The sequence below is a fragment of the Paraglaciecola sp. genome (assembly GCF_039943935.1).
GTDB lineage: Bacteria > Pseudomonadota > Gammaproteobacteria > Enterobacterales > Alteromonadaceae > Paraglaciecola.
Map to the genome: position 1 here is coordinate 234,632 of NZ_JBDUZQ010000021.1, position 23,942 is coordinate 258,573.

Annotated in this window: 22 protein-coding genes; 8 read left to right on the top strand and 14 right to left on the bottom strand. The window is 39.8% G+C overall.

Features of this window, described 5'->3' with window-relative positions:
• Positions 1-71: 71 nt before the first annotated feature.
• Positions 72-992: a DUF480 domain-containing protein gene (locus tag ABJD71_RS13095; RefSeq protein ID WP_348170495.1), complete on the top strand. Its 921-nt coding sequence runs from the start codon at positions 72-74 to the stop codon at positions 990-992.
• A 100-nt stretch (positions 993-1,092) separates the two neighbouring features.
• Here ABJD71_RS13095 and trxC read toward each other — a convergent pair whose 3' ends face one another.
• The 13 genes from trxC to ABJD71_RS13160 all read right to left on the bottom strand — a co-directional run bounded on the left by trxC (position 1,093) and on the right by ABJD71_RS13160 (position 11,546).
• A complete protein-coding gene (gene trxC, locus ABJD71_RS13100) occupies positions 1,093-1,524 on the bottom strand; it encodes a thioredoxin TrxC (RefSeq protein ID WP_348170012.1) in 432 nt (143 codons plus the stop codon).
• On the bottom strand, positions 1,525-2,649 hold the full coding sequence (locus ABJD71_RS13105; RefSeq protein ID WP_348170015.1) for a glutathione S-transferase: 1,125 nt from the start codon (positions 2,647-2,649) through the stop codon (positions 1,525-1,527).
• Between the two features lie 140 nt (positions 2,650-2,789).
• Positions 2,790-3,329 carry a DUF1697 domain-containing protein gene (locus ABJD71_RS13110; protein ID WP_348170018.1) on the bottom strand — a complete coding sequence of 180 codons (540 nt, stop codon included), beginning with the start codon at positions 3,327-3,329 and terminating at the stop codon, positions 2,790-2,792.
• Complete coding sequence (locus tag ABJD71_RS13115) at positions 3,329-4,351, bottom strand: alpha/beta fold hydrolase (protein WP_348170021.1); 1,023 nt, start codon at positions 4,349-4,351, stop codon at positions 3,329-3,331. The genes ABJD71_RS13110 and ABJD71_RS13115 overlap by 1 nt, the downstream gene beginning before the upstream one ends.
• 285 nt (positions 4,352-4,636) lie before the next feature.
• The gene (locus ABJD71_RS13120; protein WP_348170024.1) at positions 4,637-5,377 is read right to left on the bottom strand and encodes a glutathione peroxidase; all 741 of its coding nucleotides are present in this window, start codon (positions 5,375-5,377) and stop codon (positions 4,637-4,639) included.
• Between the two features lie 143 nt (positions 5,378-5,520).
• Positions 5,521-5,757 carry a DNA gyrase inhibitor YacG gene (gene yacG, locus ABJD71_RS13125; RefSeq protein WP_348170027.1) on the bottom strand — a complete coding sequence of 79 codons (237 nt, stop codon included), beginning with the start codon at positions 5,755-5,757 and terminating at the stop codon, positions 5,521-5,523.
• A 24-nt stretch (positions 5,758-5,781) separates the two neighbouring features.
• Positions 5,782-6,534, bottom strand: a complete 753-nt coding sequence (gene zapD, locus ABJD71_RS13130; protein WP_348170030.1) for a cell division protein ZapD — start codon at positions 6,532-6,534, stop codon at positions 5,782-5,784.
• A 90-nt stretch (positions 6,535-6,624) separates the two neighbouring features.
• Positions 6,625-7,239, bottom strand: coding sequence for a dephospho-CoA kinase (gene coaE, locus ABJD71_RS13135; protein ID WP_348170033.1), 615 nt, complete (start codon positions 7,237-7,239; stop codon positions 6,625-6,627).
• Complete coding sequence (locus ABJD71_RS13140; RefSeq protein WP_348170036.1) at positions 7,236-8,150, bottom strand: A24 family peptidase; 915 nt, start codon at positions 8,148-8,150, stop codon at positions 7,236-7,238. The genes coaE and ABJD71_RS13140 overlap by 4 nt, the downstream gene beginning before the upstream one ends.
• A 105-nt stretch (positions 8,151-8,255) precedes the next feature.
• Entirely contained in the window at positions 8,256-9,470 is a 1,215-nt protein-coding gene (locus tag ABJD71_RS13145) for a type II secretion system F family protein (RefSeq protein ID WP_348170039.1), read from the bottom strand.
• Positions 9,471-9,541: 71 nt separating this feature from the next.
• Entirely contained in the window at positions 9,542-9,973 is a 432-nt protein-coding gene (locus ABJD71_RS13150; protein ID WP_348170042.1) for a prepilin-type N-terminal cleavage/methylation domain-containing protein, read from the bottom strand.
• Between the two features lie 193 nt (positions 9,974-10,166).
• Positions 10,167-11,006 carry a carboxylating nicotinate-nucleotide diphosphorylase gene (gene nadC / locus ABJD71_RS13155; protein WP_348170045.1) on the bottom strand — a complete coding sequence of 280 codons (840 nt, stop codon included), beginning with the start codon at positions 11,004-11,006 and terminating at the stop codon, positions 10,167-10,169.
• Between the two features lie 36 nt (positions 11,007-11,042).
• Entirely contained in the window at positions 11,043-11,546 is a 504-nt protein-coding gene (locus ABJD71_RS13160) for a TIGR02281 family clan AA aspartic protease (protein WP_348170048.1), read from the bottom strand.
• 118 nt (positions 11,547-11,664) lie between these two features.
• On the opposite strand from ABJD71_RS13160, the gene ampD reads away from it, so the two are divergent.
• The 6 genes from ampD to lpdA all read left to right on the top strand — a co-directional run bounded on the left by ampD (position 11,665) and on the right by lpdA (position 20,376).
• The gene (gene ampD, locus ABJD71_RS13165) at positions 11,665-12,210 is read left to right on the top strand and encodes a 1,6-anhydro-N-acetylmuramyl-L-alanine amidase AmpD (protein WP_348170051.1); all 546 of its coding nucleotides are present in this window, start codon (positions 11,665-11,667) and stop codon (positions 12,208-12,210) included.
• A gap of 52 nt (positions 12,211-12,262) precedes the next feature.
• Positions 12,263-13,087, top strand: a complete 825-nt coding sequence (gene ampE, locus ABJD71_RS13170) for a beta-lactamase regulator AmpE (RefSeq protein ID WP_348170054.1) — start codon at positions 12,263-12,265, stop codon at positions 13,085-13,087.
• A gap of 189 nt (positions 13,088-13,276) precedes the next feature.
• Positions 13,277-14,032, top strand: coding sequence for a GntR family transcriptional regulator (locus tag ABJD71_RS13175; protein ID WP_348170057.1), 756 nt, complete (start codon positions 13,277-13,279; stop codon positions 14,030-14,032).
• 101 nt (positions 14,033-14,133) lie between these two features.
• Positions 14,134-16,809, top strand: coding sequence for a pyruvate dehydrogenase (acetyl-transferring), homodimeric type (gene aceE / locus ABJD71_RS13180; RefSeq protein ID WP_348170060.1), 2,676 nt, complete (start codon positions 14,134-14,136; stop codon positions 16,807-16,809).
• Between the two features lie 26 nt (positions 16,810-16,835).
• Positions 16,836-18,785 (top strand): pyruvate dehydrogenase complex dihydrolipoyllysine-residue acetyltransferase, encoded by a 1,950-nt coding sequence (gene aceF, locus ABJD71_RS13185; RefSeq protein ID WP_348170063.1) that lies wholly within the window; start codon positions 16,836-16,838, stop codon positions 18,783-18,785.
• 160 nt (positions 18,786-18,945) lie between these two features.
• Complete coding sequence (lpdA, locus tag ABJD71_RS13190; RefSeq protein WP_348170066.1) at positions 18,946-20,376, top strand: dihydrolipoyl dehydrogenase; 1,431 nt, start codon at positions 18,946-18,948, stop codon at positions 20,374-20,376.
• A gap of 141 nt (positions 20,377-20,517) precedes the next feature.
• Here the strand turns inward: lpdA and ABJD71_RS13195 are convergent, their stop codons facing one another.
• The gene (locus ABJD71_RS13195) at positions 20,518-21,114 is read right to left on the bottom strand and encodes a hypothetical protein (protein WP_348170069.1); all 597 of its coding nucleotides are present in this window, start codon (positions 21,112-21,114) and stop codon (positions 20,518-20,520) included.
• Positions 21,115-21,834: 720 nt separating this feature from the next.
• Here ABJD71_RS13195 and ABJD71_RS13200 point away from each other — a divergent pair.
• Positions 21,835-23,901 carry a M13-type metalloendopeptidase gene (locus ABJD71_RS13200; RefSeq protein ID WP_348170072.1) on the top strand — a complete coding sequence of 689 codons (2,067 nt, stop codon included), beginning with the start codon at positions 21,835-21,837 and terminating at the stop codon, positions 23,899-23,901.
• Positions 23,902-23,942: the final 41 nt, after the last annotated feature.

Below are 23,942 nucleotides of genomic sequence, written 5' to 3' on the forward strand. Positions count from 1 at the left end.
TATGTAATCTAAATCCACTTACCCCGTATAATACAGGCAACTAGTCGTACCAAAGGAATTATAAAATGCTTATGCAACTAACGCCTCTTCAAGCTCGGATTATTGGTGTGTTACTCGAAAAAGAAATCACCACACCAGATCAATATCCTTTGTCTTTGAACGGCCTAACGTTAGGCTGTAACCAAAAAAGTAACCGTGACCCCGTTATGCATTTAACTGAGTCTGAGGTTCAAAATACCTTAGATGAACTTCGTGTTAAGAAGTTAATTTTTGAGCAAACCAGCTCTGGCAGCAGGGTGACTAAGTATAAACACAGGTTTTGCAATACCGAATTTAGTGACCTTAAATTTAGTCGCCAACAGCTCGCCATTATATGCGTGATGTTATTGCGCGGGCCACAAACTCCAGGTGAATTAAGAACTCGCACAAACCGATTAGCAGAATTCGCTAATGTGGATGAGGTTGAAACCTCGCTTAATACGTTACAAGCATTAAATGATTTACAACTGGTTACCAAGCTAGAACGAGAGCCAGGTAAACGAGAATCTCGTTATGCGCATTTATTCTGCGGACCGGTTGAAACCTCAATTAATATTTCGATACAATCATCAACCTCATTGCCAGCATCAGAGAAAAGCAATGACGCTATAATTCGCAAAGAAACTAAGCAACGAATGAGTCGTATCGTTATTCACCAAGGTACCGTTTACTTATGTGGACAAGTTTGTGCAGATGCAACTCAAGGAATCGAACAGCAAACTCAAACTATGCTTGGTAAAGTAGAGCAATTATTAGTAGACGCAGGAAGTGATAAGGAGCATATGCTCAGTGCCACCCTCTACATTAAAGATATGCAGGACTTCGCCGTCATGAATCAAGTTTGGGACAACTGGGTTCCAGAAGGATACGCTCCCGCTAGAGCCTGTGTACAAGCTTCGATGGCAAGACCTGAACTATTGGTAGAAATATCAGTTATAGCAGCGCTGAAATAACTACTTACATAGAGTTTTTACATAGTTAAGTTGCTGCCGACAAATAAAACCTTGGCAGCAATAGTAAAATGGACGATTTATTTTTCTGCAGTCATTACCGTTAATTAAGTTTTTGCACACATTTCATAACCCATGCTTTTAACTGTTGTTCACTCAAGCCACCAGAGAGCCTATCAATCTCTTTTCCATGATGAAAAAATATTAAAGTCGGAATACTTCTTATGGTAGCCGCTGTAGAAACCTGTTGAGCTAATTCAGTGTTAACCTTTGCAAATAAAATTGAATCAGACTGCTTAGCTACATTTTCAAAAGCGGGAGCCATTGCTTTACAAGGTCCACACCAGCTTGCCCAAAAATCAACAATAACAGGTAAGTCATTCTTTTCGATATAACGATAAAAATTAAGATCCGTTAATTCAACAGTCGTAATGGGCACTGCTAGACTTTTGCACTTTCCACACTTTGCTAAAGCGTGATCTTTGTCTTCTGGTATGCGATTAATAGCAAAACAATGAGAGCAAACTAAATGCATTTATAATCCTATTGATGAAATATCTGTGTTAGAAAAAGTGAGCTGATTGTTTTTCCTGATTATCCAATTTTTAATATGTAGCTGCATACACTCTAAACCTCCAATATTTGTCAAAAAGTCATCTACTGAAGGCTTCTCAGCTCCATTAAATTGATAATAACATTTCAACACCCGCTGTACTTTCCACTGATGAAACGTAGCAATAGCACGCTTTTCGGTGGTATTACCTATAGTAAAGGTATGCTCACCAATGGTCCTAGGTATGCTCGTACTTTGAGGGTTATCCTGGTCCCACTTTTCAAGATGTTCAACTGTGCTTTGTAACACAGGCCATTGCTCTTTAAACATTCTTTCTAATAAGGGGATTAAAGTTGTAGGTATCTCATCATTACTTAAATATGCTCCTTCTGAAACATCTTTTTGGTTCATTCTCAGCACCCATTTAGCAACATTGGGCGCTATAGCTTTCATAATTTTACCCGAAGCTGGGTCGCGGAATAAATGCGCATAAAAAGGCCCCATTAATGAAAAGTCACCAATGCAAGGCTTACCCCCAAGTAAATAATCATGTTCAGCAAAATGTTCATTTAGCAGTTTCAGTACATGATTTTCATACCAATCTTCGATAGCAGGAATAGTTTTATCCGTAATTCCCAACATAGGTACAAAACCTTTAAATTTAGCCCCTATTTTTTTACCAACAAACGCGCGAATAAAGCTTGGCATATTAGGTAAAACCACCTTACCAAACTCTTCGTAGATGAAGGGGAAATTTTCTTTATTCCATCGATAATGCATAGCTGGTATCACTAACCATTCATCCCCCCAGGTTTCAAACAAATAGGATACAAGTTTTTGCCGGGCCGTAACAGGGATCACAGAACGGCCGGGATGCGCCTTTTCAAGTGTATCGATAATGTAAGCGGTGTCTTGTAAATATTCGTCTGAAGGGGTTTTTAATACAGGAACAAAACGCACCCCAGTATTGGGTACAATGATATTTTTATAAACGTTTAAAGATGAAAAAACCTCTTGATAAGGTAACTGCTTATAATTTAAATATGCTCTGGCTTTACCAGTATATAAAGACATAGGCGCACCATAGAGGGTGTATTCATTAGACATTATATTTGCTCAACGTTACTTAAAGGACAGTTTCTTAAACCGCCTTTAGCCTAAATACCTTTCAAACAAACGCCATTTATTTTACGAATACATAACAATAAATCACCTTACTGACTAAAGGCGCTTCTAAAAACAGAAGGTTATTGGGTCTCTACAAAACTTAATAGTTTACTTACTGTATTCCAATTTCGAGCGGTGGTAGCCACCCCAAGGCAGCGTTCAATTTTAGCAGTAAGCTTAGAGCGGCCAATTCCATCAGGAGCATGTAAATACAGCACAGTTCCAAGTAACGCGAAGGACTCACTTTCAGCCTTTACAGCTTCTAAACTTTGTAAATCTGGAGAAGACGCAGTTTTTTCTAGAAAGTATAGATGCAGAGTTTTTGGCTCACGCTCAGAATGCTTAAAAGGGTTGGCATTAACCAGCTGTTCAAAGGTTTCAAACGTAAAAGCCATCACAGAAATGGTAAAGCCAAATTTTGACATAATATTGGTAGCAATATCTGCAGCCAGCTTAGCTGCAGACTTACTCGGATGAAACAACGACACATTGCCACTTTGAATATAGGTGTTAACAGCACTACAGCCCATCGACACTAGAAGTTCTGATAACTGCTTCATAGGCAAAACGTTGTTGCCGCCAACATTTACACCTCTTAATAAAACGACGAAGTGGCTCATTAATTCGTTGCCAAAAAGACCATTAAACTATCTAGCATTTCAGTATGCTTAGGGTTAGCTTGAGGTACATCACAGGGCATAACTTCTTCAAGTAGTGAGCCATCAACATCGATTTCAGATACTTGTTGTGAGTTAATAACCACATCAGCATGACAAACATCTAGCTCTTTCGGTAACTCATACAAAACACTATTAGCTTGATTCTGCTCTATCAAATTTTTAACGCCAACAATTGGTGTCGTTCTATCGGCAACAGAGTGAGCCGCAAAAATAGGTAAGTCAACTGTTCCCCCCCGCTCTATTAACTCTCTAACCGAAAAAATCACTTCAACCAACTCAAACGCAGCAAAACGGGCCACATAGGGGTATTTATATAGATTGGCATTTTCGGATTGATAATCACCATCTAAGAATTTTGCAAATAACTGTATTCCCCATATTTTAGCCATAAACTCCACGTTTGGATCTAATGCTAAAGCCCCTGAAAATAACACTAACCCACTAATCTTTTCTGGGTTTTGTAAAATATGCTCCGAAGCTAATGCCCCTCCCGTAGAGAAGCCTCCCAAATAAATTTTTTCACCCAACTTTTCAGACACATTAGTAACGTCAGTAATATGTGCTCGCCACCTATCTGCAAGCGCAGAATCTTCCATATCAGCATCAGGAGCTTTTTTTCCATGCCCAGGTAACAAGGCCACTACTACGTTAAAGCCTTGTTTGTGGATAGATTTAGCAATAGAACGAAAATAAAAAGGCGAGTCACTTAACCCATGGAACAACACCATCACTTTTTCAGTTTTAGCACCATGATGCAAAATATAAGGTGCATTTTTGTCATTCCTTAATACACTCGAGCAAACTCTAAATACATTTACCTCAGGACTTAAGCAGCCTTGGGTCGATCCAAGCTCGGTCTGATAAATGTCATCAAATCTATCCAAAACCGGCTCAATACCTTGCGCAAAAACAAAGTTAGTAAAAGTAGTGGTAACAAACAGCACGAAAATAAAAGATTTCATTGCAAGTATTTCTTGTTTTAAATTGAGATCATACTAATCCTTGTCACTACAAAGATTCAACCTTAACCTAGGAATATAATTAGCTTTTTCTCAAGTGATTAATCAAAGGTCTCAGACATGAAGATGAGACTTCGGTTAAAGGAGTGAACTCTCGCCCTTTGAATAGTTGTGAAGGTGTAATAGTAATTTCCCAACCAAAATGAGTAGTTATTTAGCCCTTAAGTACCATAAATTCCAGATACAAAAATGGCGCTATTAAAGCGCCATTTTTTACGTTACATAAGACTATGAAAAGTAAGCTTCTAAATCGTCTGAACCACCAATCAGCTTGCCACCAATAAATACCTGAGGCCATGACTCATTACCCGACAACGCTTTCAGACCAGTAAACGAAATGTCTCGTCCCATAACAAACTCTTCGTAAGCCAAACCTTTTTCGTCTAGTAAGTTTTTAGCTTTTGCACAAAAAGGGCAACCTGGCTTAGTTAACACAGCCACTGGCTCAGGCTTAACTGCACTTGGTGCAACATAGTCAAGCATAGTGTCAGCGTCTGATACTTCAAACGGGTCGCCTGGTAAGTCTGGTTCAATAAACATTTTGTCTACTACGCCATCTTTAACCAGCATTGAATAGCGCCAACTACGCTTTCCAAAACCAAGGTCAGCCTTATCTACTAGTAAGCCCATTCCTTCTGTGAACTCTCCGTTACCATCAGGAATAAGGGTTACGTTTTCTGACTCTTGATCTTCAGCCCATGCGTTCATTACAAATGTGTCATTTACAGACATACATACGATTTCATCTACGCCATTAGCTTTAAATACATTCGCTAATTCGTTGTAACGTGGTAAATGAGTAGAAGAGCATGTTGGTGTAAATGCACCAGGCAAAGAAAATACAGCAACGGTTTTACCTTTAAATAATTCATCAGTCGTTAAGTTTACCCACTCATCATTAACACGAGCTGGAAAAGTACAACTAGGAACGGCTTGGCCTTCTTTGTTTTCAAAATTTGGGTTAGACATAATATATTATCCTTACATGTTTAGTTTGAATGGGGTGACTGCCTCAAAGTGAAATTATAATAGCGAGATAACGTGCATATTAAAAATGATTAAAATAGATAGTTATAATCAATTTAATAGATTAAAGATTGCTCATTACCTATTTAGTCTTTGAAAAAGCCCCTGTCTTGTTGGCTTAACATAGCTTCGATATCCTCAATATCAGGAAGCTCTGTAATTTCAGCATCTTTACCACCACCACAAGGGATCGACTTTCCTTCATCAGCCCATTCACCTAAATCAATTAATTGACATTGTTTACTACAAAAAGGACGAAATTTACTAAGTGTTGTCCATTTGACCTTAGCTTTACAGTGGGGGCAATTAACAATTGTAGACATAATAATATTGCTCTTTAAAAGCCGTTAACAACAAGCTAATTTAAAATTGACTGTAGAATCTACAGCCGAACTACCATTCATATTAGATATAAACAAAGTAAAACGAATGGCATATCGATATTTATTGCCCGATAACATAGGGTAATACCCTTGATCGGTAGAGGCCAACACTCGTATTAATTCATTTTTATCTTCGGCTATTCCTTGGTAAAAACCTTTTTCTGCCTCAACGTTTGTAAACCGCCCTCTTTCTCTTAAAAAAGATAAAGTCACCTCCATTGACTGTTGAATAGGCATTAATTCATTCAACCAAGCAGAAACATGTTGCTTCTTAAAGGCTATAGGCTGTTGTAACCAGTAGTGTAAATTTGGTAGGTCGAAACTACATGTACCACCTGGTATTGAAAACCGCTGCCGGATAGAGGACAACAAACGATCTTCCTTAAGCTCCGAACCTATTTTTTTATTAGTTCTTAAGGATTCACGCAGACGTAATATTTTTTGGAGTGCAAACTGCAATGCATCATTGTCAATATTGGGATGTTTTGACCAAATGACTAAGTTTTTCTCATGTATCTCAATATCTTTGAGTACATCATTGCGTAAATCTATGCGGTCGGTTAGGTCTAGTAAGGTAAACAAACAGTCTAGAAAGTTAATATATTCCCAATCTTCAACCGCGTCTTTGCCCTGTTCAAGCTGCTTAAATAACTGCTCAAGTCTGAGGTAAATTCGTACCTTTTCATTGAGTGGAAATTCATAAATTGCTTGAGACATTTTGACCTTTAAATTAGCTACGCGGTAAATCACGACTTTGAGTAATACTTACCATTGTAAAGAATTTTTAGTCAAATCAATAGGCTAAAATTATCTCCTCTTTTTATTTTTGGCTAACTGCAAAAAGGTCTGATGGAGTAATTCTACCTGAATTAACAGCTTTTCAGGGCTATCATTATTGTCAATTACGTCATCTGCAACCGCTAAACGCTGTTCTCTGCTGGCTTGAGAGTCCATAATCGCTTGAATTTGTTGAGTATTAGTTTTGTCTCTAAGTAAGGTACGCTTTAACTGGTTGGTTTCGCTAACATCAACTATTAATACTCGATCAACCATCTCAAACAATTTATTTTCTACCAGTAATGGCACACTCAACAAACAATAGTCTGACTTGGTTTGTTGTACCTGAGCGTGCATTTCAGCTCTTATCACTGGGTGTAGTAATTGATTCAGCCATATTTTGTTATCTGGTTCATTAAAAACTAACTGTCTTAATTTTCCTCTGTTTAACTTGCCTTTATCATCTAAGATATTAATCCCAAACTTTTCAACTATTGCCTTTAACCCTTCAGTACCGTGCTCAACCACCTGCCTGGCAACAATGTCAGCATCAACCACGTCAACATCAAATTGTTTAAAACAATCCGTTACTGTAGTTTTACCACTACCAATCCCTCCACTTACGCCAACTACATATTGACTCATGGCAACATCCAAGCCCAATACTGTGCGACTAATCCATCGCCAAAGATAAGTGTTAACCAGCCAGCAGCCGCTAAATAAGGACCAAAAGGAATAGGCTGGCTTTTGTCTTTACCTTGTAACGACAATAAACTTATCCCCACTAATGCCCCCACAAGTGAAGATAACAGAATAACAACAGGTAGATGTTGCCATCCCACCCAAGCGCCAATGGCAGCTAATAATTTAAAATCACCATATCCCATACCTTCTTTACCGGTCAGCAACTTAAACGCCCAATAAATCGACCACAAACTCAAATAACCAACAGCCCCTCCTATTATGGCATCAGCGGGCGTCACAAACGTTGTATTAATACTGAGCAGTAATCCCATCCAAAGCAATGGTAAAGTTAATTGGTCGGGTAACAACATAGTATCTAGGTCAATAAAGGTCATAGCCACTAACAACCAAGTAGCAACGACTGCAGCTACAGCCGCTAAACCACACCCAAAGTGCCAAGCAACAAGGGCAGATAACAAACCCGTTGCTAGTTCAACTAAGGGATAACGAATCGGTATAGGTGATTTACATTGACTACATTTACCACCTAAAGCCAACCAACTAATAACGGGGATGTTTTCCCACGCTCTAATTTTATGTTGGCATTTAGGACAAGTAGAATCAGGCTTTACTAAGTTAAATGTTTCTGGGGTACTTGTGTTAGCATCGACTGCTTGAGAGGCATTAGCTTGATTAGTCTCATTTTGAGACAAAAGGTACTCATCAATTTCTGCTTTCCAACCCTTTTCCATCATAACTGGCAAGCGATAAATCACCACATTTAAAAAACTTCCGACCAGTAAACTAATAACGAAAACTACAGAGATAAAAACAGCAGGATAATCCGCCATAAGTTGTAAGGATGAGTACATAGAAAAACTTAATAAGTAGAGTTATGGGATAGCTTGCCAGAAATTAAATAGGCAAGCTATCAGAACAGAAAAATCTTATAAAATAGCTTATTGATTAAGGGATATTTAAACAACATTACCCATTTCAAATATTGGTAAATACATGGCAACAATTAAGCCACCAATCACTACACCTAATACCGCCATAATCATAGGCTCTAGCAAACTGGTAAGGCCATCAACCATATCATCTACTTCTGCCTCATAAATGTTTGCGACTTTACCTAACATTTCATCCACCGAACCCGACTCCTCACCTATGGCAATCATTTGTATCACCATTTCAGGAAAGGTACCGGTTGAGCGCATGGCTGCATTCATTTGAATCCCGCCCGCCACTTCTTTTTTTACAAATAAAATGGCATCTCTAAATACCGCATTACCAGCGGCCCCCGCTGCAGAGTCTAAGGCACCAATTAAGGGTACACCTGCCGCAAAGGTGGTAGATAAGGTTCGGGTAAAGCGGGCCACCGATGCTTTTTTAAGTATTTCACCAATAACAGGTATTTTTAAAATCTTCTTATCTACCGAGTCCCGCAAATTTCGCGATTTACTATGGGCCTTTTTAAACAAATAACCTGCGGCAAACACCCCTGCACCAACAAACACACCATAGTCTTGCATAAACCTAGATATACCTAATACAAACTGGGTAAAGGCCGGCAGCTCGGCGCCAAAACTTGAGAATATCTCTTCAAATTGTGGCACTACAAAAATGAGTAATATAGTAGTTACAATCACTGCCACAACAATAACTGCAATGGGGTAAAACATAGCTTTCTTAATTTTTGACTTTAATGCTTCGGCCTTTTCTTTATAAAGCGCAATTCGGTCGTAAATGGTCTCTAAAGCCCCAGATTGTTCACCGGTTTCAACTAAGTCACAATACAAATCATCAAAATATTTAGGGTGCTTACGTAAGGTACTCGATAACGGATTACCAGCACTTACCTCAGCAGTAATTTCTACCAAGAGCTTGCGCATGCTCACGTTGGCATGACCTGTGGCAATCATCTCTAGAGTTTGAATTAAGCTCACTCCAGCGGTTAACATAGTAGCAATTTGACGAGATAACATGGCTATATCAGCTGGTGTAATTTTTTCACCACCCTTACCAAATAAAGGCTTAGCTAGCTTTTTGACTCGCTTAGCTGCAATGCCTTGCCTGCGAAGCTGATTTTTAGCCTCTAGTACAGTCATGGCCGAAATTTCGCCTTTTACAGCGTGACCATTTTTGTTGTTACCTTGATAAGTAAAAGTCGTTGGGGTCGTAGATGCCATAATTATTAAACTCTAGGTTGTAAAATCAAAAAAGCCCGGATATTCCGGGCTCACTTTATGAAATGAATAACTTAGCAAAGAGTAGTTGGGTCACATACCGCTGCCCATGATATAGCTTTAGTCGTTGCATTCTGAGTTGGAGTCAATGTGTAAGTACCTGCACCAGTGATTTCTGAATCAGTCGCTTTGGTAGCAGTAATAACACCACTAGCGGCTGTTGTTACACCAGTAACACCAGCAGCAGCTGTAATATCTGCTGGGATACCATTAGTGTTACCAGTGCAACTTGCAATAGCTGTTCCCATTTGCACACATATTTCTACAGCTGTTTTAGCAGCTGATGTTGCATTAGTTACTTCGGTAAAACGCGCTTTTTCTGTATAAGACTGATAAGCAGGCAAAGCGATAGCAGCCAAAATACCGATAATAGCAACAACAATCATCAATTCGATAAGTGTGAAGCCGTTTTGTTTTTTCATAGTAGTAGTTTGAGTCATGTTCATGGTGTATCTCCAATATAAAAGTAAAGTAAGTTGTTTTCTGTTTAAGTTTTACAGCGTTGTTTTTGAATTCCTATTCAGTATAGATCCGGATCCCTTTCTAGCAAGTATCCAAAAACATACTTAAGTCTTGGCTTTAAAACGGTTACAAAATAACTCTAACTATTTACTTTTAACGAACTCCTTAACTAACTTATCAAATTACACGTAATGAAAGGTCAATTGCCTTAACATCTTTAGTTAGGGCACCAGACGAAATATAGTCTACCCCTAACTGTGAAAGGGCTTTCAGCCTAGATTTAGTGATATTTCCAGATACTTCTAACTTACACTTTCCAGCATTAATTGCGACAGCTTGTTGAATCATTTGGTTGTCAAAATTATCCAACATTATAATATCAGCCTTAGCTAAAATAGCCTGATTTAACTCTTCAATATTTTCTACTTCTACTTCTACATTTAACTGAGAATTAGCTTGACGAGCTTGTTTTACTGCGTTCTCTATCGACCCACAGGCTAAAATGTGATTTTCTTTTATTAGGTATGCATCATACAACCCAATACGGTGATTAATGCCGCCGCCACAGCGCACTGCGTACTTCTGTGCCAAACGCATTCCTGGTAACGTTTTGCGGGTATCTAATAATTTAGTATTAGTACCAACAAGCTCTGCCACACAATCAGCAACAGCCGTTGCGGTACCCGATAACGTTTGTAAAAAGTTTAACGCTGTACGTTCGCCCGTTAATATATGCCTTGCATTACCTGTAAGCTTTACAATGGTTTGATTAGCAGCCAACTGATCACCGTCTTTTGCATACCATTGCAGTTTTATACCCACATTTAATTGTGCAAAGGTTTCTGTTACCCAAGCAGCTCCGGCTAAAATACAACTCTCTCGGGTTATAACCTCTGCAGTTATTTGTTGCTCAGCAGGAATTAGGTTTGCGGTAATATCACCTAAATCTGCATTTTGACCATCTAAGTCTTCTGATAGAGCCAATTTCACGGCTAATGGAATATCAATATTATGCATAATGTCTCTGTATATTAAGTAGAAAATGTAAACAGCTTAAAGGTGTTTCAAGGTAAGCCATTCACCTTTTTGAGTAAATTCTAATTGCTTCAGGGCACTCATACCTAGCAAAATTTCGTTAGAGCTAACAGCAGGGTTCAAATGTGCAGCTACATTTAACAATTGAATATCACCAATAGACAAACGCTCTATATTTGTCTGCGCCACTTGTACACTACCATTCGCAGTTTGCACCCTAGCTCCCCTGCCTTTTCGTAAGCTTAGTTGCTGAGCTAAATGCATAGGAATAGATACTTGAGTAGCTCCAGTATCAAGTAGAAATACCACTGGCTGACCATTTATAGCACCACCAGTCACATAATGCCCTGACCTGTTTTGTTTTAGCCTAACCTCAGTACCATTGTTTAGAGTCGACGAGATAGGCTCAGAATTTGGATTAAATTGCTTTTCAAGTTGTTCTTCAAACATAAATGTCAATAAAGCTAAGCCAATCACCCAAGCGACAATCAACATACCTTTGCCTAATTTACTTTGCTGCATAACAACCTCTTGATTTTGATTAGCGGCACAGCTACATTTTTGGCCATTAAAATAATGCGATAGCGGCCTTTCACTTTGTTATGATAATAACAACAGAACAATCAAAACAGCCAATACATTGATTAAACAAGCAATTTTAACACAAGCTGAATATTACCCAAGTACACACTGCGACGAACGGCCAGAAAACGCTGATATTTCATTACTGGTCATTCACAATATCTCATTGCCTCCAAATGAATTTGGTGGCGACTATATCAAGTACTTTTTTACTGGTCAGCTTAACCCTGAATTGCACCCCTATTTTACTAGTATTTACCAAATGCGCGTATCTGCACACTGCCTAATACAAAGAGATGGGCATATAGTGCAATTTGTTCCTTTTAGTAAAAGAGCATGGCACGCAGGTATATCTAGCTTTCAAGGTCAAAATAGGTGTAATGACTATAGTATTGGTGTTGAACTTGAGGGAGCTGATCATATCCCTTATACCGATCTGCAATATAAAAGCTTGCAACAACTTACCCTTGCATTGCAGGAAAATTACCCAGCAATTAATTTAGCCCGGATTGTGGGTCATAATGATATTGCTCCCGGCAGAAAAACCGATCCAGGTATTTCTTTTGATTGGACACGATACAGGCAACTATTAATTTGCAAATAGAGAGTGATATAATTTATCTGCTATTATCCAACCATTAAAAAAGGCTATCGACATGACACTAATCAGTTTATTACTGGTTCTATTAATAGAAAGAGTGACGACTCAATCTAAATACTGGCAAGCCGAATTCTATTCTAATAAATACCTAGAAGTCATCAAATCAAAAGATTGGTTAAATTCCTCATCAAAGTCTTGGGTGTTAGCCACCATTATTTGTTTACCTGTATTATGTACCTACTTATTAGTACAACAATTCACAGGTGGGTTAATAGAGCTCGTACTAAGTACAGCCATTCTTATGGTGTGTGTGGGCTGCCCAGTTATTCGCGCAACATATAAATGCTTTTTACAAGCGGCAAGCAGAGGCGATATGCAAGCATGTAGCATGTACGAACAACAAATAAAGAACAATACCACCGATGATTTATCAATTGGTCAAACCTTAATTTGGCAAAACTACCGCCACTACGCTGCTGTTATTTTATGGTTTGTGGCATTAGGTGCAGCTGGCGCTGTTTTATATATATTAATAAGAGAGTTAGCTTCTAAACTCGAAGTTGATAATCAACAAGCGGCGGCCCAAGCTAACCGGTTGTTAAACATTTTAGATTGGATACCAGTAAGAATTACTGCATTAGGCTTTTTAGTGGTAGGGCATTTCTCTCGTGCACTACCAACATGGCTTAGCTATTTACCAGACCCCTCAATCTCAGCTAAAACATTACTGCTAAATGTATCAAAAAAGGCGGAAGAAATAGAAGCTGACCAAAAAGATTGTACTGAAGAGCCTTGTACGTTAGTTAAATTAGCCAAACGAAATGTGATGTTTTTGTTGGTAGTTATTGCAATTTTGTCAATTTCCGGTTGGATCAACTAACAGGTCTGACCACATACTCAATACCTCCTACCCCTTAATATACATGGTGTTAAGGGCGTTTCTCACATCTTGGTATTAGTTAAATTAAAATTAACATTTACCCCAGCGCAAATGTTTACTAAGCTATTGCACCAAATGGTCTTACCAATTTACCAAAGACTTAAGCTTTGGGTTAAATGGAAATATTAAATGCGCCGAGTGCAATCAAGAAAAATATCAGATGACATTATGGAACAATTAGAGTCCATGATGCTCGATGGTAGATTAGCAGCGGGCCAAAAACTTCCTCCAGAAAGAACACTAACAGAACAGTTTGAAGTATCACGACCATCAGTACGAGAAGCGATACAAAAACTAGAAGCAAAAGGCCTTGTAACACGAAAACAAGGGGGAGGAACTTTTGTATGCGACAACCAATTGAAAGGGTTAGCTGACCCATTATTCGACCTAATGTCGAAAACTCCAAGCACACAGTTTGACTTATTAGAATTCAGATTAGGTGTTGAAGGCATGGCTGCATATTACGCTGCAATGCGCGGCACCCCTAGCGACTTGAAAAAAATACAAAACAAATTTGAAGGCATCGGGCTCGCACAAATTGAAAACGACCCTCGTTTAGAAGCAGAGGCCGTATTTGATTTTTTTATTGCTATTTGCGTGGCATCACAAAATAGCATCTTTTTACATTTAGTTAGAAGTATGGCGAGCCTCATCACTGATAACTTAGAGCGACATATCATTATGCTTACCCGAAGCCCTGATATGTTTGAAAGAATGCGTAATTATCATAAAAAATTATTAGCAGCGATATTGAGTGGTAAGCCACAAAAGGCGTGGAATGAAAGTCACACCCACTTAACATTTGTTGAAAAAGAATTATTGTTACAGACACAAGAACAGAGCGCTATAAGGCGTTCAAGAAGTGGCATGCAACGATACGCATAAGTAATTTAACTTGTGCATTAGTAAAATACACCTTGGCTAATTTTTATATTTTAGTCATTTATTTATTTTTACCCTACAACATTGGAGACTAAGTAAATACTATGTCTGAGCTCCCTAACATCGATTTAGATTCAGCTGAAACGCAAGAATGGCTTGAATCATTGGAAGCCGTTTTGGAAAATGAAGGTCCAGAGCGTGCTCACTTCCTTTTAGAGAAGTTAATAGATCAAGCTCGCCGCAGTGGTACTCACTTACCATTTGATGCGAAAACAGCTTACGTAAATACTATTCCACCATCACAAGAGCCAAAAATGCCTGGTGACCAAACGATTGAAGCCCGTATACGTGCTGCAATTCGTTGGAACGCCTTAATGATTGTTTTACGAGCTTCTAAGAAAGACTTAGAGCTAGGCGGACATATAGGTAGTTTTGCTTCATCTGCAATGTTGTACGATGTGGGCTTTAACCACTTCTTTAAAGCGCCTAATGAAAAAGATAGCGGCGACTTTATCTTCTCACAAGGTCATATTTCTCCAGGTATTTATGCACGCTCTTTCGTTGAAGGTGCGTTAACCGAAGAGCAATTAAATAACTTCCGTCAAGAATGTGATGGCGAAGGCTTATCGTCTTATCCTCACCCACACTTGATGAAAGACTACTGGCAGTTCCCTACTGTATCTATGGGCTTGGGTCCATTACAGGCTATTTATACTGCTCGTTTCTTAAAATATTTGACTGACCGTGGTATCAAAGACTGTTCAGGCCAACGTGTATATTGCTACATGGGTGACGGTGAATGTGATGAGCCAGAATCATTAGGTGCAATTGGTTTAGCGACTCGCGAAGGCCTAGATAACTTAACGTTTGTGATTAACTGTAACTTGCAGCGCTTAGATGGTCCTGTACGTGGTAACGGTAAAATTATCCAAGAGCTTGAAGGTACATTCCGTGGCGCTGGCTGGGAAGTAGTAAAAGTTATCTGGGGTAGTTACTGGGATGCATTAATCGCCCGTGATACATCAGGTAAACTTTTACAACTTATGAGCGAAACGGTTGATGGTGAATACCAAAACTGTAAAGCTAAAGGCGGTAAATACACTCGCGAGAACTTCTTCAACAAGTACCCAGAAACTGCAGCGCTTGTTGCCAATATGTCTGATGAAGATATTTTCCGGTTAAATCGTGGAGGACATGATCCAGTTAAGGTATTTGCAGCTTACCAAAAAGCAATGGATACCAAAGGCCGTCCTACTGTTATTCTTGCTAAAACAGTAAAAGGATTTGGTTTAGGTGCATCAGGTGAAGCATTAAACATTGCTCATAACGTTAAGAAAATGGACGTTGATTCAATTAAGCAATTCCGTGACCGCTTTAACATTCCAGTTGCTGACGAAACGATTCCAGACTTACCTTACTTCAAGTTTGCTGAAGACAGCGTTGAATACAAATACATGAAGGAGCGCCGTGAAGCACTAGGAGGCACTTTACCTCAACGTCGTATGCAAGCTGAAGAACAGCTTGAAATGCCAGAGCTATCCATTTTTGATGCGATACTGAAAGGCTCTGGTGACCGTCAAGTGTCATCAACTATGACATTCGTTCGTGTACTAAACAGCCTATTGAAAGACAAGAAAATCGGTAAGCGTATCGTGCCTATCATTCCTGACGAAGCCCGTACTTTTGGTATGGAAGGCTTATTCCGTCAAGTTGGTATCTATGCAAGCGAAGGACAGAAATATGTTCCTCAAGATGCTGACCAAGTTGCTTATTATCGTGAAGATAAAAAAGGTCAAGTTTTACAAGAAGGTATTAATGAACTAGGCGCAATGGCGTCTTGGGTTGCTTCTGGTACGTCTTACTCAACCTGTAATGCTACGACTATTCCATTCTATATTTACTACTCAATGTTTGGATTCCAACGTGTGGGTGATTTAGCATGGGCAGCGGGAGATAGCCAAGCACGTGGTTTCTTACTAGGTGCTACGGCAGGCCGTACAACTCTAAATGGTGAAGGCTTACAACACCAAGATGGACATTCACATGTTCAAGCTAACTTAATTCCTAACTGCGTAACTTACGACCCAACTTATGGCTACGAAGTAGCAGTGATCGTTCAAGACGGTTTACGCCGCATGTACGGTGAAAACGAAAATGTTTTCTATTACCTAACATTGATGAATGAAAACTATCAGCATCCTGCGATGCCTGAAGGTGAAGATGTTGCGGCAGATATCATCAAAGGTATTTATAAGTTAGAGCGTGTTGAAGCGAAAAAAGCTAAATCTAACGTTCAGCTAATGGGCTCAGGTACTATCTTAAATGAAGTACGTAAAGCAGCTCAAATCTTAAGTGCTGATTACAATGTATCTTCTGATGTTTACTCAGTAACCTCTTTCAATGAATTAGCCCGTGAAGGCCAAGACGTTGTGCGCTGGAATATGCTTAACCCAGAAGCAGAACCTCTTACCGCTCACATTGGTCAGGTTATTACGAAAGAAGCAGGCCCTGCAATTGCGGCAACGGATTATGTTAAAGGTTATTCTGATCAAGTTCGTGCATTCATTGAAACTGATTATCGTTGTTTAGGTACTGACGGTTTTGGACGCAGTGATAGCCGTGAAAACTTACGTACTCACTTTGAAGTCAATGCAGCTTACGTAGTAGTCGCTTCGTTGTACGAACTATCTAAACGTGGCGAAGTAGAAAAGAGTGTTGTAACCGAAGCCATTAAACGTTTCGATATCAACACAGATAAACTTAATCCACTTTACGCTTAATAGCGACTAGATAAGGAATCTTATATATGTCTGATATTCAAAAAATTCTAGTCCCTGATGTAGGCGGCGAAGAAGTTGAAATCATTGAAATTTGTGTTGCCGTTGGTGATGCGCTAGAAGCTGATGAAGGTATAGTTACCGTTGAAACTGATAAAGCTTCAATGGATATCCCTGCACCGTTTGCAGGTGAATTAGCGAGCCTAGCTGTTGCCGTTGGTGACAAAATTAAAGAAGGTGACGTAATTGGCGAAATCAAAGCCGCCGGAGCAGATGCTCCAGCAGCTGAAGAGCCAGCAGCACCGATAGCTGAAGCTCCTGCTCCAGAAGCGGCACCTGCACCAGCAGAAGCTCCGGCACCTGCAACATCAGGCGCAAGCGAAGTCATTGAAGTTGTCGTACCAGATATTGGCGAAGACGGTGAAGTTGATGTAATCGACGTACTTGTCGCGGTTGGTGATGTCATTGAAGAAGAAGATGGCCTAATCACACTAGAAACTGACAAAGCCACTATGGATGTGCCATCTACGCATGCTGGTACAGTTAAAGAAGTATTTATCAAAAACGGCGATAAAGTAAAGCAAGGTACTCTTGTGATTACGCTAGAAACGGCAGGGTCAGCGTCTGAAGCACCAGCAGCTGAATCAGCTCCTGTTACAGCTGCAGCGCCGGCAGCGGCTCCAACTGCAAGTGAAACACTTGAAGTAGCTGTACCAGATATTGGCGAAGACGGTGAAGTTGATGTTATTGACGTACTCGTTGCTGTAGGCGATGAAATCGAAGAAGAAGACGGTTTAATCACCTTAGAAACTGATAAAGCGACTATGGATGTCCCTTCAACTCACGCAGGAACAGTGAAAGAAGTATTTATCAAAACCGGTGACAAAGTTAAGCAAGGCTCAGTTGTAATTAAACTTGAAACTAAAGGCGGTGCAGCAGCTCCAGCTCCTGTGGCCGCTCCGGCACCTGCTCCAGCTGCTCCAGTAGCTCCGGCACCTCAAGCAAAACCAGCACCTGTTGCAGCTGCGCCAAGTGACTTCAAGTCATCAGGTTCTGTTTATACTTCTCCAGCTATTCGTCGTTTAGGTCGTGAATTTGGTGTTGATTTAAGCTTAGTTAAAGGTACAGGCCGTAAAGGACGTATCTTAAAAGAAGACGTTCAAGCCTATGTAAAAGCAGCCCTTGCTGCACCTAAAGCGGCTACTGGCGGCAGTGCCATAGTAGGCGACAATGTATTACAAATCGTCCCTGTTAAACCTGTGGATCACAGTAAGTTTGGTGAAATTGAAGAAGTGGCTCTTGGTCGTATTCAGAAAATCTCTGGTCCATTCTTACACCGTAACTGGGCAACTATCCCACACGTTACTCAGTTCGATGAAGCGGATATCACCGATATCGAAGACTTCCGTAAAGAACAAAATGCATACCATGCAAAGAAAAAGACTGGCTTAAAAATTACGCCTCTTGTGTTCGTTATGAAAGCAGTAGCTCGTGCGTTAGAGAAGTTCCCAAATATGAACTCTACATTGTCTGACGACGGTGCAAGTTTAATCCTTAAGAAATTCGTCAACATAGGTATTGCAGTAGCAACACCTGGCGGCTTAGTTGTTCCAGTTATTAAAGACGTGAACAAAAAAGGCATCGAAGAGCTATCTAAAGAACTCATCGTTATTTCTGGCAAAGCACGTGACGGCAAGCTTAAAGCTGCAGATATGCAAGGTGGTACATTTACTATATCTAGCTTAGGGGGCATTGGTGGCACAGCATTTACACCAATCGTAAATGCACCAGAAGTGGGTATATTAGGGGTATCTAAGTCAGATATGAAACCTAAGTGGAACGGTAAAGAGTTTGTTCCACGCTTAATGGTGCCGTTAAGTTTATCTTACGACCATAGAGTAATTGATGGCGCTGAAGGTGCTGCATTCTCTACTGAGATTGCTAACAACCTAACAGACTTGCGCCGCCTAGTACTTTAAGTTAGATGCGTTAAAAAATATAAATCGATAGCATTAAATTGTTATCGATTTTTAATTAACCCCAAAATTGGGGTTAAAAATATTTATTCACAGTGTATGGTTTACACAATTTATAAATGTAACCAGACATACTGTCATAACAGGATAATTTGAGGTTCAAATGAGCGAAATTAAAACTCAAGTAGTGGTATTAGGTGCAGGCCCTGGTGGTTATTCAGCAGCGTTCCGTGCAGCAGATTTAGGTTTAGATGTAGTATTAATAGAAAGCCGTGAAACACTAGGTGGTGTTTGTCTAAATGTTGGCTGTATCCCATCTAAAGCTTTGTTACATGTAGCTAAAGTCATTGACGATGCAAAAGCTATGGCTTCTCACGGTGTGACATTTGGTAAGCCAGAAATCGACCTAGATAAAATTCGTGGTTGGAAAGAAAGCGTAATCGGTCAGTTAACTGGCGGTTTAGGCGGTATGGCAAAAGCCCGTAAAGTTACTACTGTATATGGATTAGGTAAATTTACCTCTGACAAAACAATTGTAGTAGCAGGTAACGACGGTAAAGAGACCACAGTTACATTTGACAACGCTATTATTGCGGCAGGTTCATCTGTTGTTGACTTACCATTTATCCCAACTGACGACCCTCGCGTTATCGACTCTACTGGCGCTTTAGAACTTAAAGATGTTCCAGAACAAATGTTAGTACTAGGTGGCGGTATTATCGGCCTAGAAATGGGTACAGTATATAACGCCCTTGGCTCTAATGTTTCTGTTGTTGAATTTGCAGACCAATTAGTGCCTGCGGCTGATGCAGATATAGTTAAAGTGTACACCAACTACAACAAGAAAAAATTCAACATTATGTTGTCTACTAAAGTTGTGGCTGTAGATGCTAAAGATGACGGCTTATACGTTACTTTTGAAGGTAAAAATGCACCTGAAGGACAAGTTCGTTACGACAAAATCCTAGTTGCTGTTGGTCGTAAGCCAAATGGTAAACTTATTGATGCCGATAAAGCTGGCGTTGCAGTAGATGAGCGTGGCTTCATCAACGTAACTAACGAGTTACGTACTAACGTTAATCATATCTTTGCTATCGGTGATGTTGTAGGTCAACCTATGCTTGCTCACAAAGCAGTACACGAAGCACATTGTGCAGCTGAAGTTATCTCTGGTAAGAAACACGTGTTCGACCCTCGTTGTATTCCATCTATCGCTTATACTGATCCAGAAATGGCTTGGGTAGGCGTTACAGAGCGTGAAGCTAAAGAGCAAGGTTTAAAAATTGAAGTGGCTAACTTCCCATGGGCTGCATCTGGTCGTGCAATTGCATCTGCGCGTACTGAAGGTAAAACCAAAATGATCTTCGACAAAGAAACTGGCCGAGTGTTAGGTGGCGCTATTGTGGGTATCAACGCTGGCGAAATGTTAGGTGAAGTTTGCCTAGCAGTAGAGATGGGCGCTGATGCAGAAGATGTAGGTTTAACTATTCATGCTCACCCAACACTTAATGAATCTATAGGCTTAGCGGCTGAGATTTATGAAGGGTCAATTACAGACTTACCGAATGCAAAAGCGGTAAAAAAGAAGAAATAATTTCCTACCGTTTTTGAAAATTAAAAAAGGACCTTGCGGTCCTTTTTTGTTTTTTACTGATAGCCTTAAACAGACATAGCTAAAGGTAGAATTCATTCACTTTGCAAAAATAACTAAGCCCAAACAATTCAATGATTTTTCTTATAGTTTTAATGGTAAGTAAAGTAATTGACTTTCTGTGGCAAATAACGCTTCACGCACTAGTGCAATATCTTCATCTTTAACTTCAGGGAGATAAACATTAACCGCCTTGGAGGTTTGGGCTAAAGTATCGACACCTATTCCATCGTGGCATGCATTACTGCTCTCACCGCGAGCTCGGCTAATAATTCTAGGGCAATTGCTTAAGACATTGGGAGAGCCATTAGCTTCTACTTCAACAACCTCTTGAAAAATAAGTCGTCCAGCATAATAGGCTTGTCCAGCCGTCAAGTTTATAGGTGCAATCTTGTCGTTTAGCAAGTCGAGTGTTTGTGCATTTTCTTTATTCATGCAAATGACATCGCCAAACTCATAAGCTCCAGAAGGCAGCTCAACGGCAGAATAAGCACTAGACTCAAATCTAATATTTTCGTGGGTATTATCGGCTCGTGAAATAAGTTCTATGTCTAAGGTTTCACAGCTTAAATTGCTGGTAACTTGCATAATAAATATGGCCGGGGAAGCCTCTGTAATTGAGGGTGTTGCCGAAACGGGTCCAAAAACAAATAACAAAGGAAGTAAAATTGAACGGTCCATGTGAATACCTATTAGCTATATTAAGTTGGTTGTTTCTAACACAGCACTTCGAAAAATAAAAGACTCTAAGTTAGATTAACTAAATCAGTCATTATTATTAGATTAATAAAACATCCGAGGCAGTACGGCCACTGAATCGTGCCCTCTGAGGCTGCCGCATAGTCAGTTCCTAATCCCAAAATCATTTGGAGGTCAGAGTATATTAAAGTAAAGATTGAACTTAATGACTAAGTAACAATGAAGGTTCAACTTCAAATTGATCTAAGCATAGAGTGGCTAATGAAAAGAAATAACCTTTGAGTTACTTGTTTTGAAAAGGACCTTATGGTCCTTTTTTATTTTTACAAAAAACGATTTACCAATTACAGCAAACGTTATCGGTAGTAACTACTGGAAATACTTCTAACGTTTTCAATCGCATCTATCATGCCCACAAAGTATGGAATGAATTGAAAAAACAAATAAAATGATAATAAAGGCCAGTCGTACCAACACAAATAACTAGCACCATGTTTTAGTATCTGATAATGCAAAATCAGAAACTAATACAACACTTGATCGGCATTTAAATGGTATAGAAACAATTCCACACACATAATCTTCTGCTTACTTTGCAGTTAGTGATTACTATTAGTAGACTAAGAAGCTGATTATTCAAATAAAAAATGAGAGCAGCGAAGATTGCTCCACATTCCAGTGTGTTTCAAATAAGGCAGGTAAATGAATAAATTTAATATATTAGCGTTAGGTATCAGCTTCGCGTTAGGACTGAGTGCATGCACTCCCCCAGAAACCAAAAAAGAGTCAGTACCAAGCGTAACAGAAGTGCAAACGCCACTCACCTCAGGTATTGATTTAACGGCTATTGATAACACAGTTCGTATTCAAGATGATCTGTTCAGACATGTAAACGGTACCTGGCTAAAGACAACAGAGATCCCATCAGATAAATCAGGATACGGTGTCTTCAATGTTCTTTATGACGACACACAAGAAAATCTTAAAACCCTGATCCAAAACGCAGCAAAAAGTAATGCAGAGAAAGGCTCAAACCCTCAAAAATTAGGAGACATGTACAACAGCTACATGGGTGTTGAGTTGGCAAATATCTTGGGACTAACACCATTGCAACCGATATTAGATGACATAAATGCTATAGAAAACATGGAACAGTTATCTAAAATTTTTGGGGAGCTTTATGTTTTAGGAGTAGCTGGCCCATTTGGCTACTACAATACCCCAGACGCCAAAAATCCTACTATCGAGGCACTGTATTTATATCAAAGTGGTTTAACTCTGCCTGATAGAGACTATTACAGTAAAGAAGATGAAAAGTTTGTTAATTTCCGAGCGGCAACACAAACCTACATGGCTGACTTATTAGCAAAAACAGGGCTCTCGTCTGCTACTGATGCAGCCAGTCAACTAATGGCGTTAGAAAAAGACATAGCAGCCAGCCATATTTCTAGTGTTGAACGCCGTGACGCAGAAAAAAATTACAACAAGCAAACTGCGACTCAAGTTAATGCTTTACTTGGCAGCTTTGATTGGAACGCATACGCAGAGGTCGGTGGTATAGGGCAAGTACAAGACGTAATTGTCAGAAACATGCCTTATTTCGAAAAAGTAGCCAATATCTTTGCTTCTCATAGTCTACAAACCTGGAAAGACTACCTAACCTACAATTTAGTGGATACTTACGCCCCTCGTTTAAGTCAAGATTTTGTGGATTTACATTTTGCTTTTCACTCCACCACTCTAAATGGCATTCCAGAACAACAACCTCGCTGGAAACGTGCAGTAGCCTCTACTAGTAGTGTACTTGGTGAAGTATTAGGGCAACAATATGTAGACAAGCATTTCACGCCTGAGGCAAAAGCCAAAATGGATGCGTTAGTTACTAACCTAACGAAAGCATATGGAGAAAGCATTCAACAACTAGATTGGATGACCGCAGAAACAAAAAAAGCGGCGCTGCAAAAATTAGAAGCCTTTACTCCTAAAATTGGCTACCCAGACAAATGGCGCGATTATTCTGAACTAGAAATACGCGCAGATGACTTAGTAGGCAACTATTTACGCTACTCACGCTTTGATCACTTTCATGAAGTAAACAAAATTGGCAAAGCTGTTGATACATCAGAATGGGGCATGACGCCCCAAACCATTAATGCTTATTATCACCCAATACGGAATGAAATTGTATTCCCAGCCGGTATTTTACAACCGCCCTTCTTTAACATGGACGCCGATGATGCCGTTAATTATGGTGCCATTGGTGCCGTAATTGGTCATGAAATGGGGCATGGTTTTGATGACCAAGGCTCAAAATATGATGGCGACGGTAATCTACGTAGTTGGTGGACAGACCAAGACAGAGAAGCTTTTGATGCATTAGGTAAAAACCTAGTAGCCCAGTTTGACAAGTTTGAGCCAATCGAAGGACAGCACGTAAATGGCTCGCTAACATTAGGTGAAAACATAGGCGATTTATCAGGTGTTACTATAGGATACAAAGCCTATCAGATGTCGCTTCAGAACCAAGAGGCGCCTGTTATCGACGGATTAACCGGTGACCAGCGTTTCTTCATGGGTTATGCCCAAGTATGGCGTAGCAAATACCGCGAAGATGCATTAAGAGCAAGATTGTTGAGTGACCCCCACTCACCTGGCGAATATCGTGTAAACGGCATCGCCAGCAATGTTGATGCTTTTTATAGGGCTTTTGATGTCAAAGAAGGTGACGCTATGTACATTAAGTCAGAAGACAGAGTGAAAATTTGGTAATTTAACTCCTGTATTTTTTGTAAATAATAAAGGCTGCATAG

Coding starts and splice junctions, on each gene's coding strand:
- ABJD71_RS13095 (WP_348170495.1), top strand. CDS start 72: ATGCAACTAACGCCTCTTCAAGCTCGGATTATTGGTGTGTTACTCGAA.
- trxC (WP_348170012.1), bottom strand. CDS start 1,524: ATGCATTTAGTTTGCTCTCATTGTTTTGCTATTAATCGCATACCAGAA.
- ABJD71_RS13105 (WP_348170015.1), bottom strand. CDS start 2,649: ATGTCTAATGAATACACCCTCTATGGTGCGCCTATGTCTTTATATACT.
- ABJD71_RS13110 (WP_348170018.1), bottom strand. CDS start 3,329: ATGAGCCACTTCGTCGTTTTATTAAGAGGTGTAAATGTTGGCGGCAAC.
- ABJD71_RS13115 (WP_348170021.1), bottom strand. CDS start 4,351: ATGAAATCTTTTATTTTCGTGCTGTTTGTTACCACTACTTTTACTAAC.
- ABJD71_RS13120 (WP_348170024.1), bottom strand. CDS start 5,377: ATGTCTAACCCAAATTTTGAAAACAAAGAAGGCCAAGCCGTTCCTAGT.
- yacG (WP_348170027.1), bottom strand. CDS start 5,757: ATGTCTACAATTGTTAATTGCCCCCACTGTAAAGCTAAGGTCAAATGG.
- zapD (WP_348170030.1), bottom strand. CDS start 6,534: ATGTCTCAAGCAATTTATGAATTTCCACTCAATGAAAAGGTACGAATT.
- coaE (WP_348170033.1), bottom strand. CDS start 7,239: ATGAGTCAATATGTAGTTGGCGTAAGTGGAGGGATTGGTAGTGGTAAA.
- ABJD71_RS13140 (WP_348170036.1), bottom strand. CDS start 8,150: ATGTACTCATCCTTACAACTTATGGCGGATTATCCTGCTGTTTTTATC.
- ABJD71_RS13145 (WP_348170039.1), bottom strand. CDS start 9,470: ATGGCATCTACGACCCCAACGACTTTTACTTATCAAGGTAACAACAAA.
- ABJD71_RS13150 (WP_348170042.1), bottom strand. CDS start 9,973: ATGAACATGACTCAAACTACTACTATGAAAAAACAAAACGGCTTCACA.
- nadC (WP_348170045.1), bottom strand. CDS start 11,006: ATGCATAATATTGATATTCCATTAGCCGTGAAATTGGCTCTATCAGAA.
- ABJD71_RS13160 (WP_348170048.1), bottom strand. CDS start 11,546: ATGCAGCAAAGTAAATTAGGCAAAGGTATGTTGATTGTCGCTTGGGTG.
- ampE (WP_348170054.1), top strand. CDS start 12,263: ATGACACTAATCAGTTTATTACTGGTTCTATTAATAGAAAGAGTGACG.
- ABJD71_RS13175 (WP_348170057.1), top strand. CDS start 13,277: ATGCGCCGAGTGCAATCAAGAAAAATATCAGATGACATTATGGAACAA.
- aceE (WP_348170060.1), top strand. CDS start 14,134: ATGTCTGAGCTCCCTAACATCGATTTAGATTCAGCTGAAACGCAAGAA.
- aceF (WP_348170063.1), top strand. CDS start 16,836: ATGTCTGATATTCAAAAAATTCTAGTCCCTGATGTAGGCGGCGAAGAA.
- lpdA (WP_348170066.1), top strand. CDS start 18,946: ATGAGCGAAATTAAAACTCAAGTAGTGGTATTAGGTGCAGGCCCTGGT.
- ABJD71_RS13195 (WP_348170069.1), bottom strand. CDS start 21,114: ATGGACCGTTCAATTTTACTTCCTTTGTTATTTGTTTTTGGACCCGTT.
- ABJD71_RS13200 (WP_348170072.1), top strand. CDS start 21,835: ATGAATAAATTTAATATATTAGCGTTAGGTATCAGCTTCGCGTTAGGA.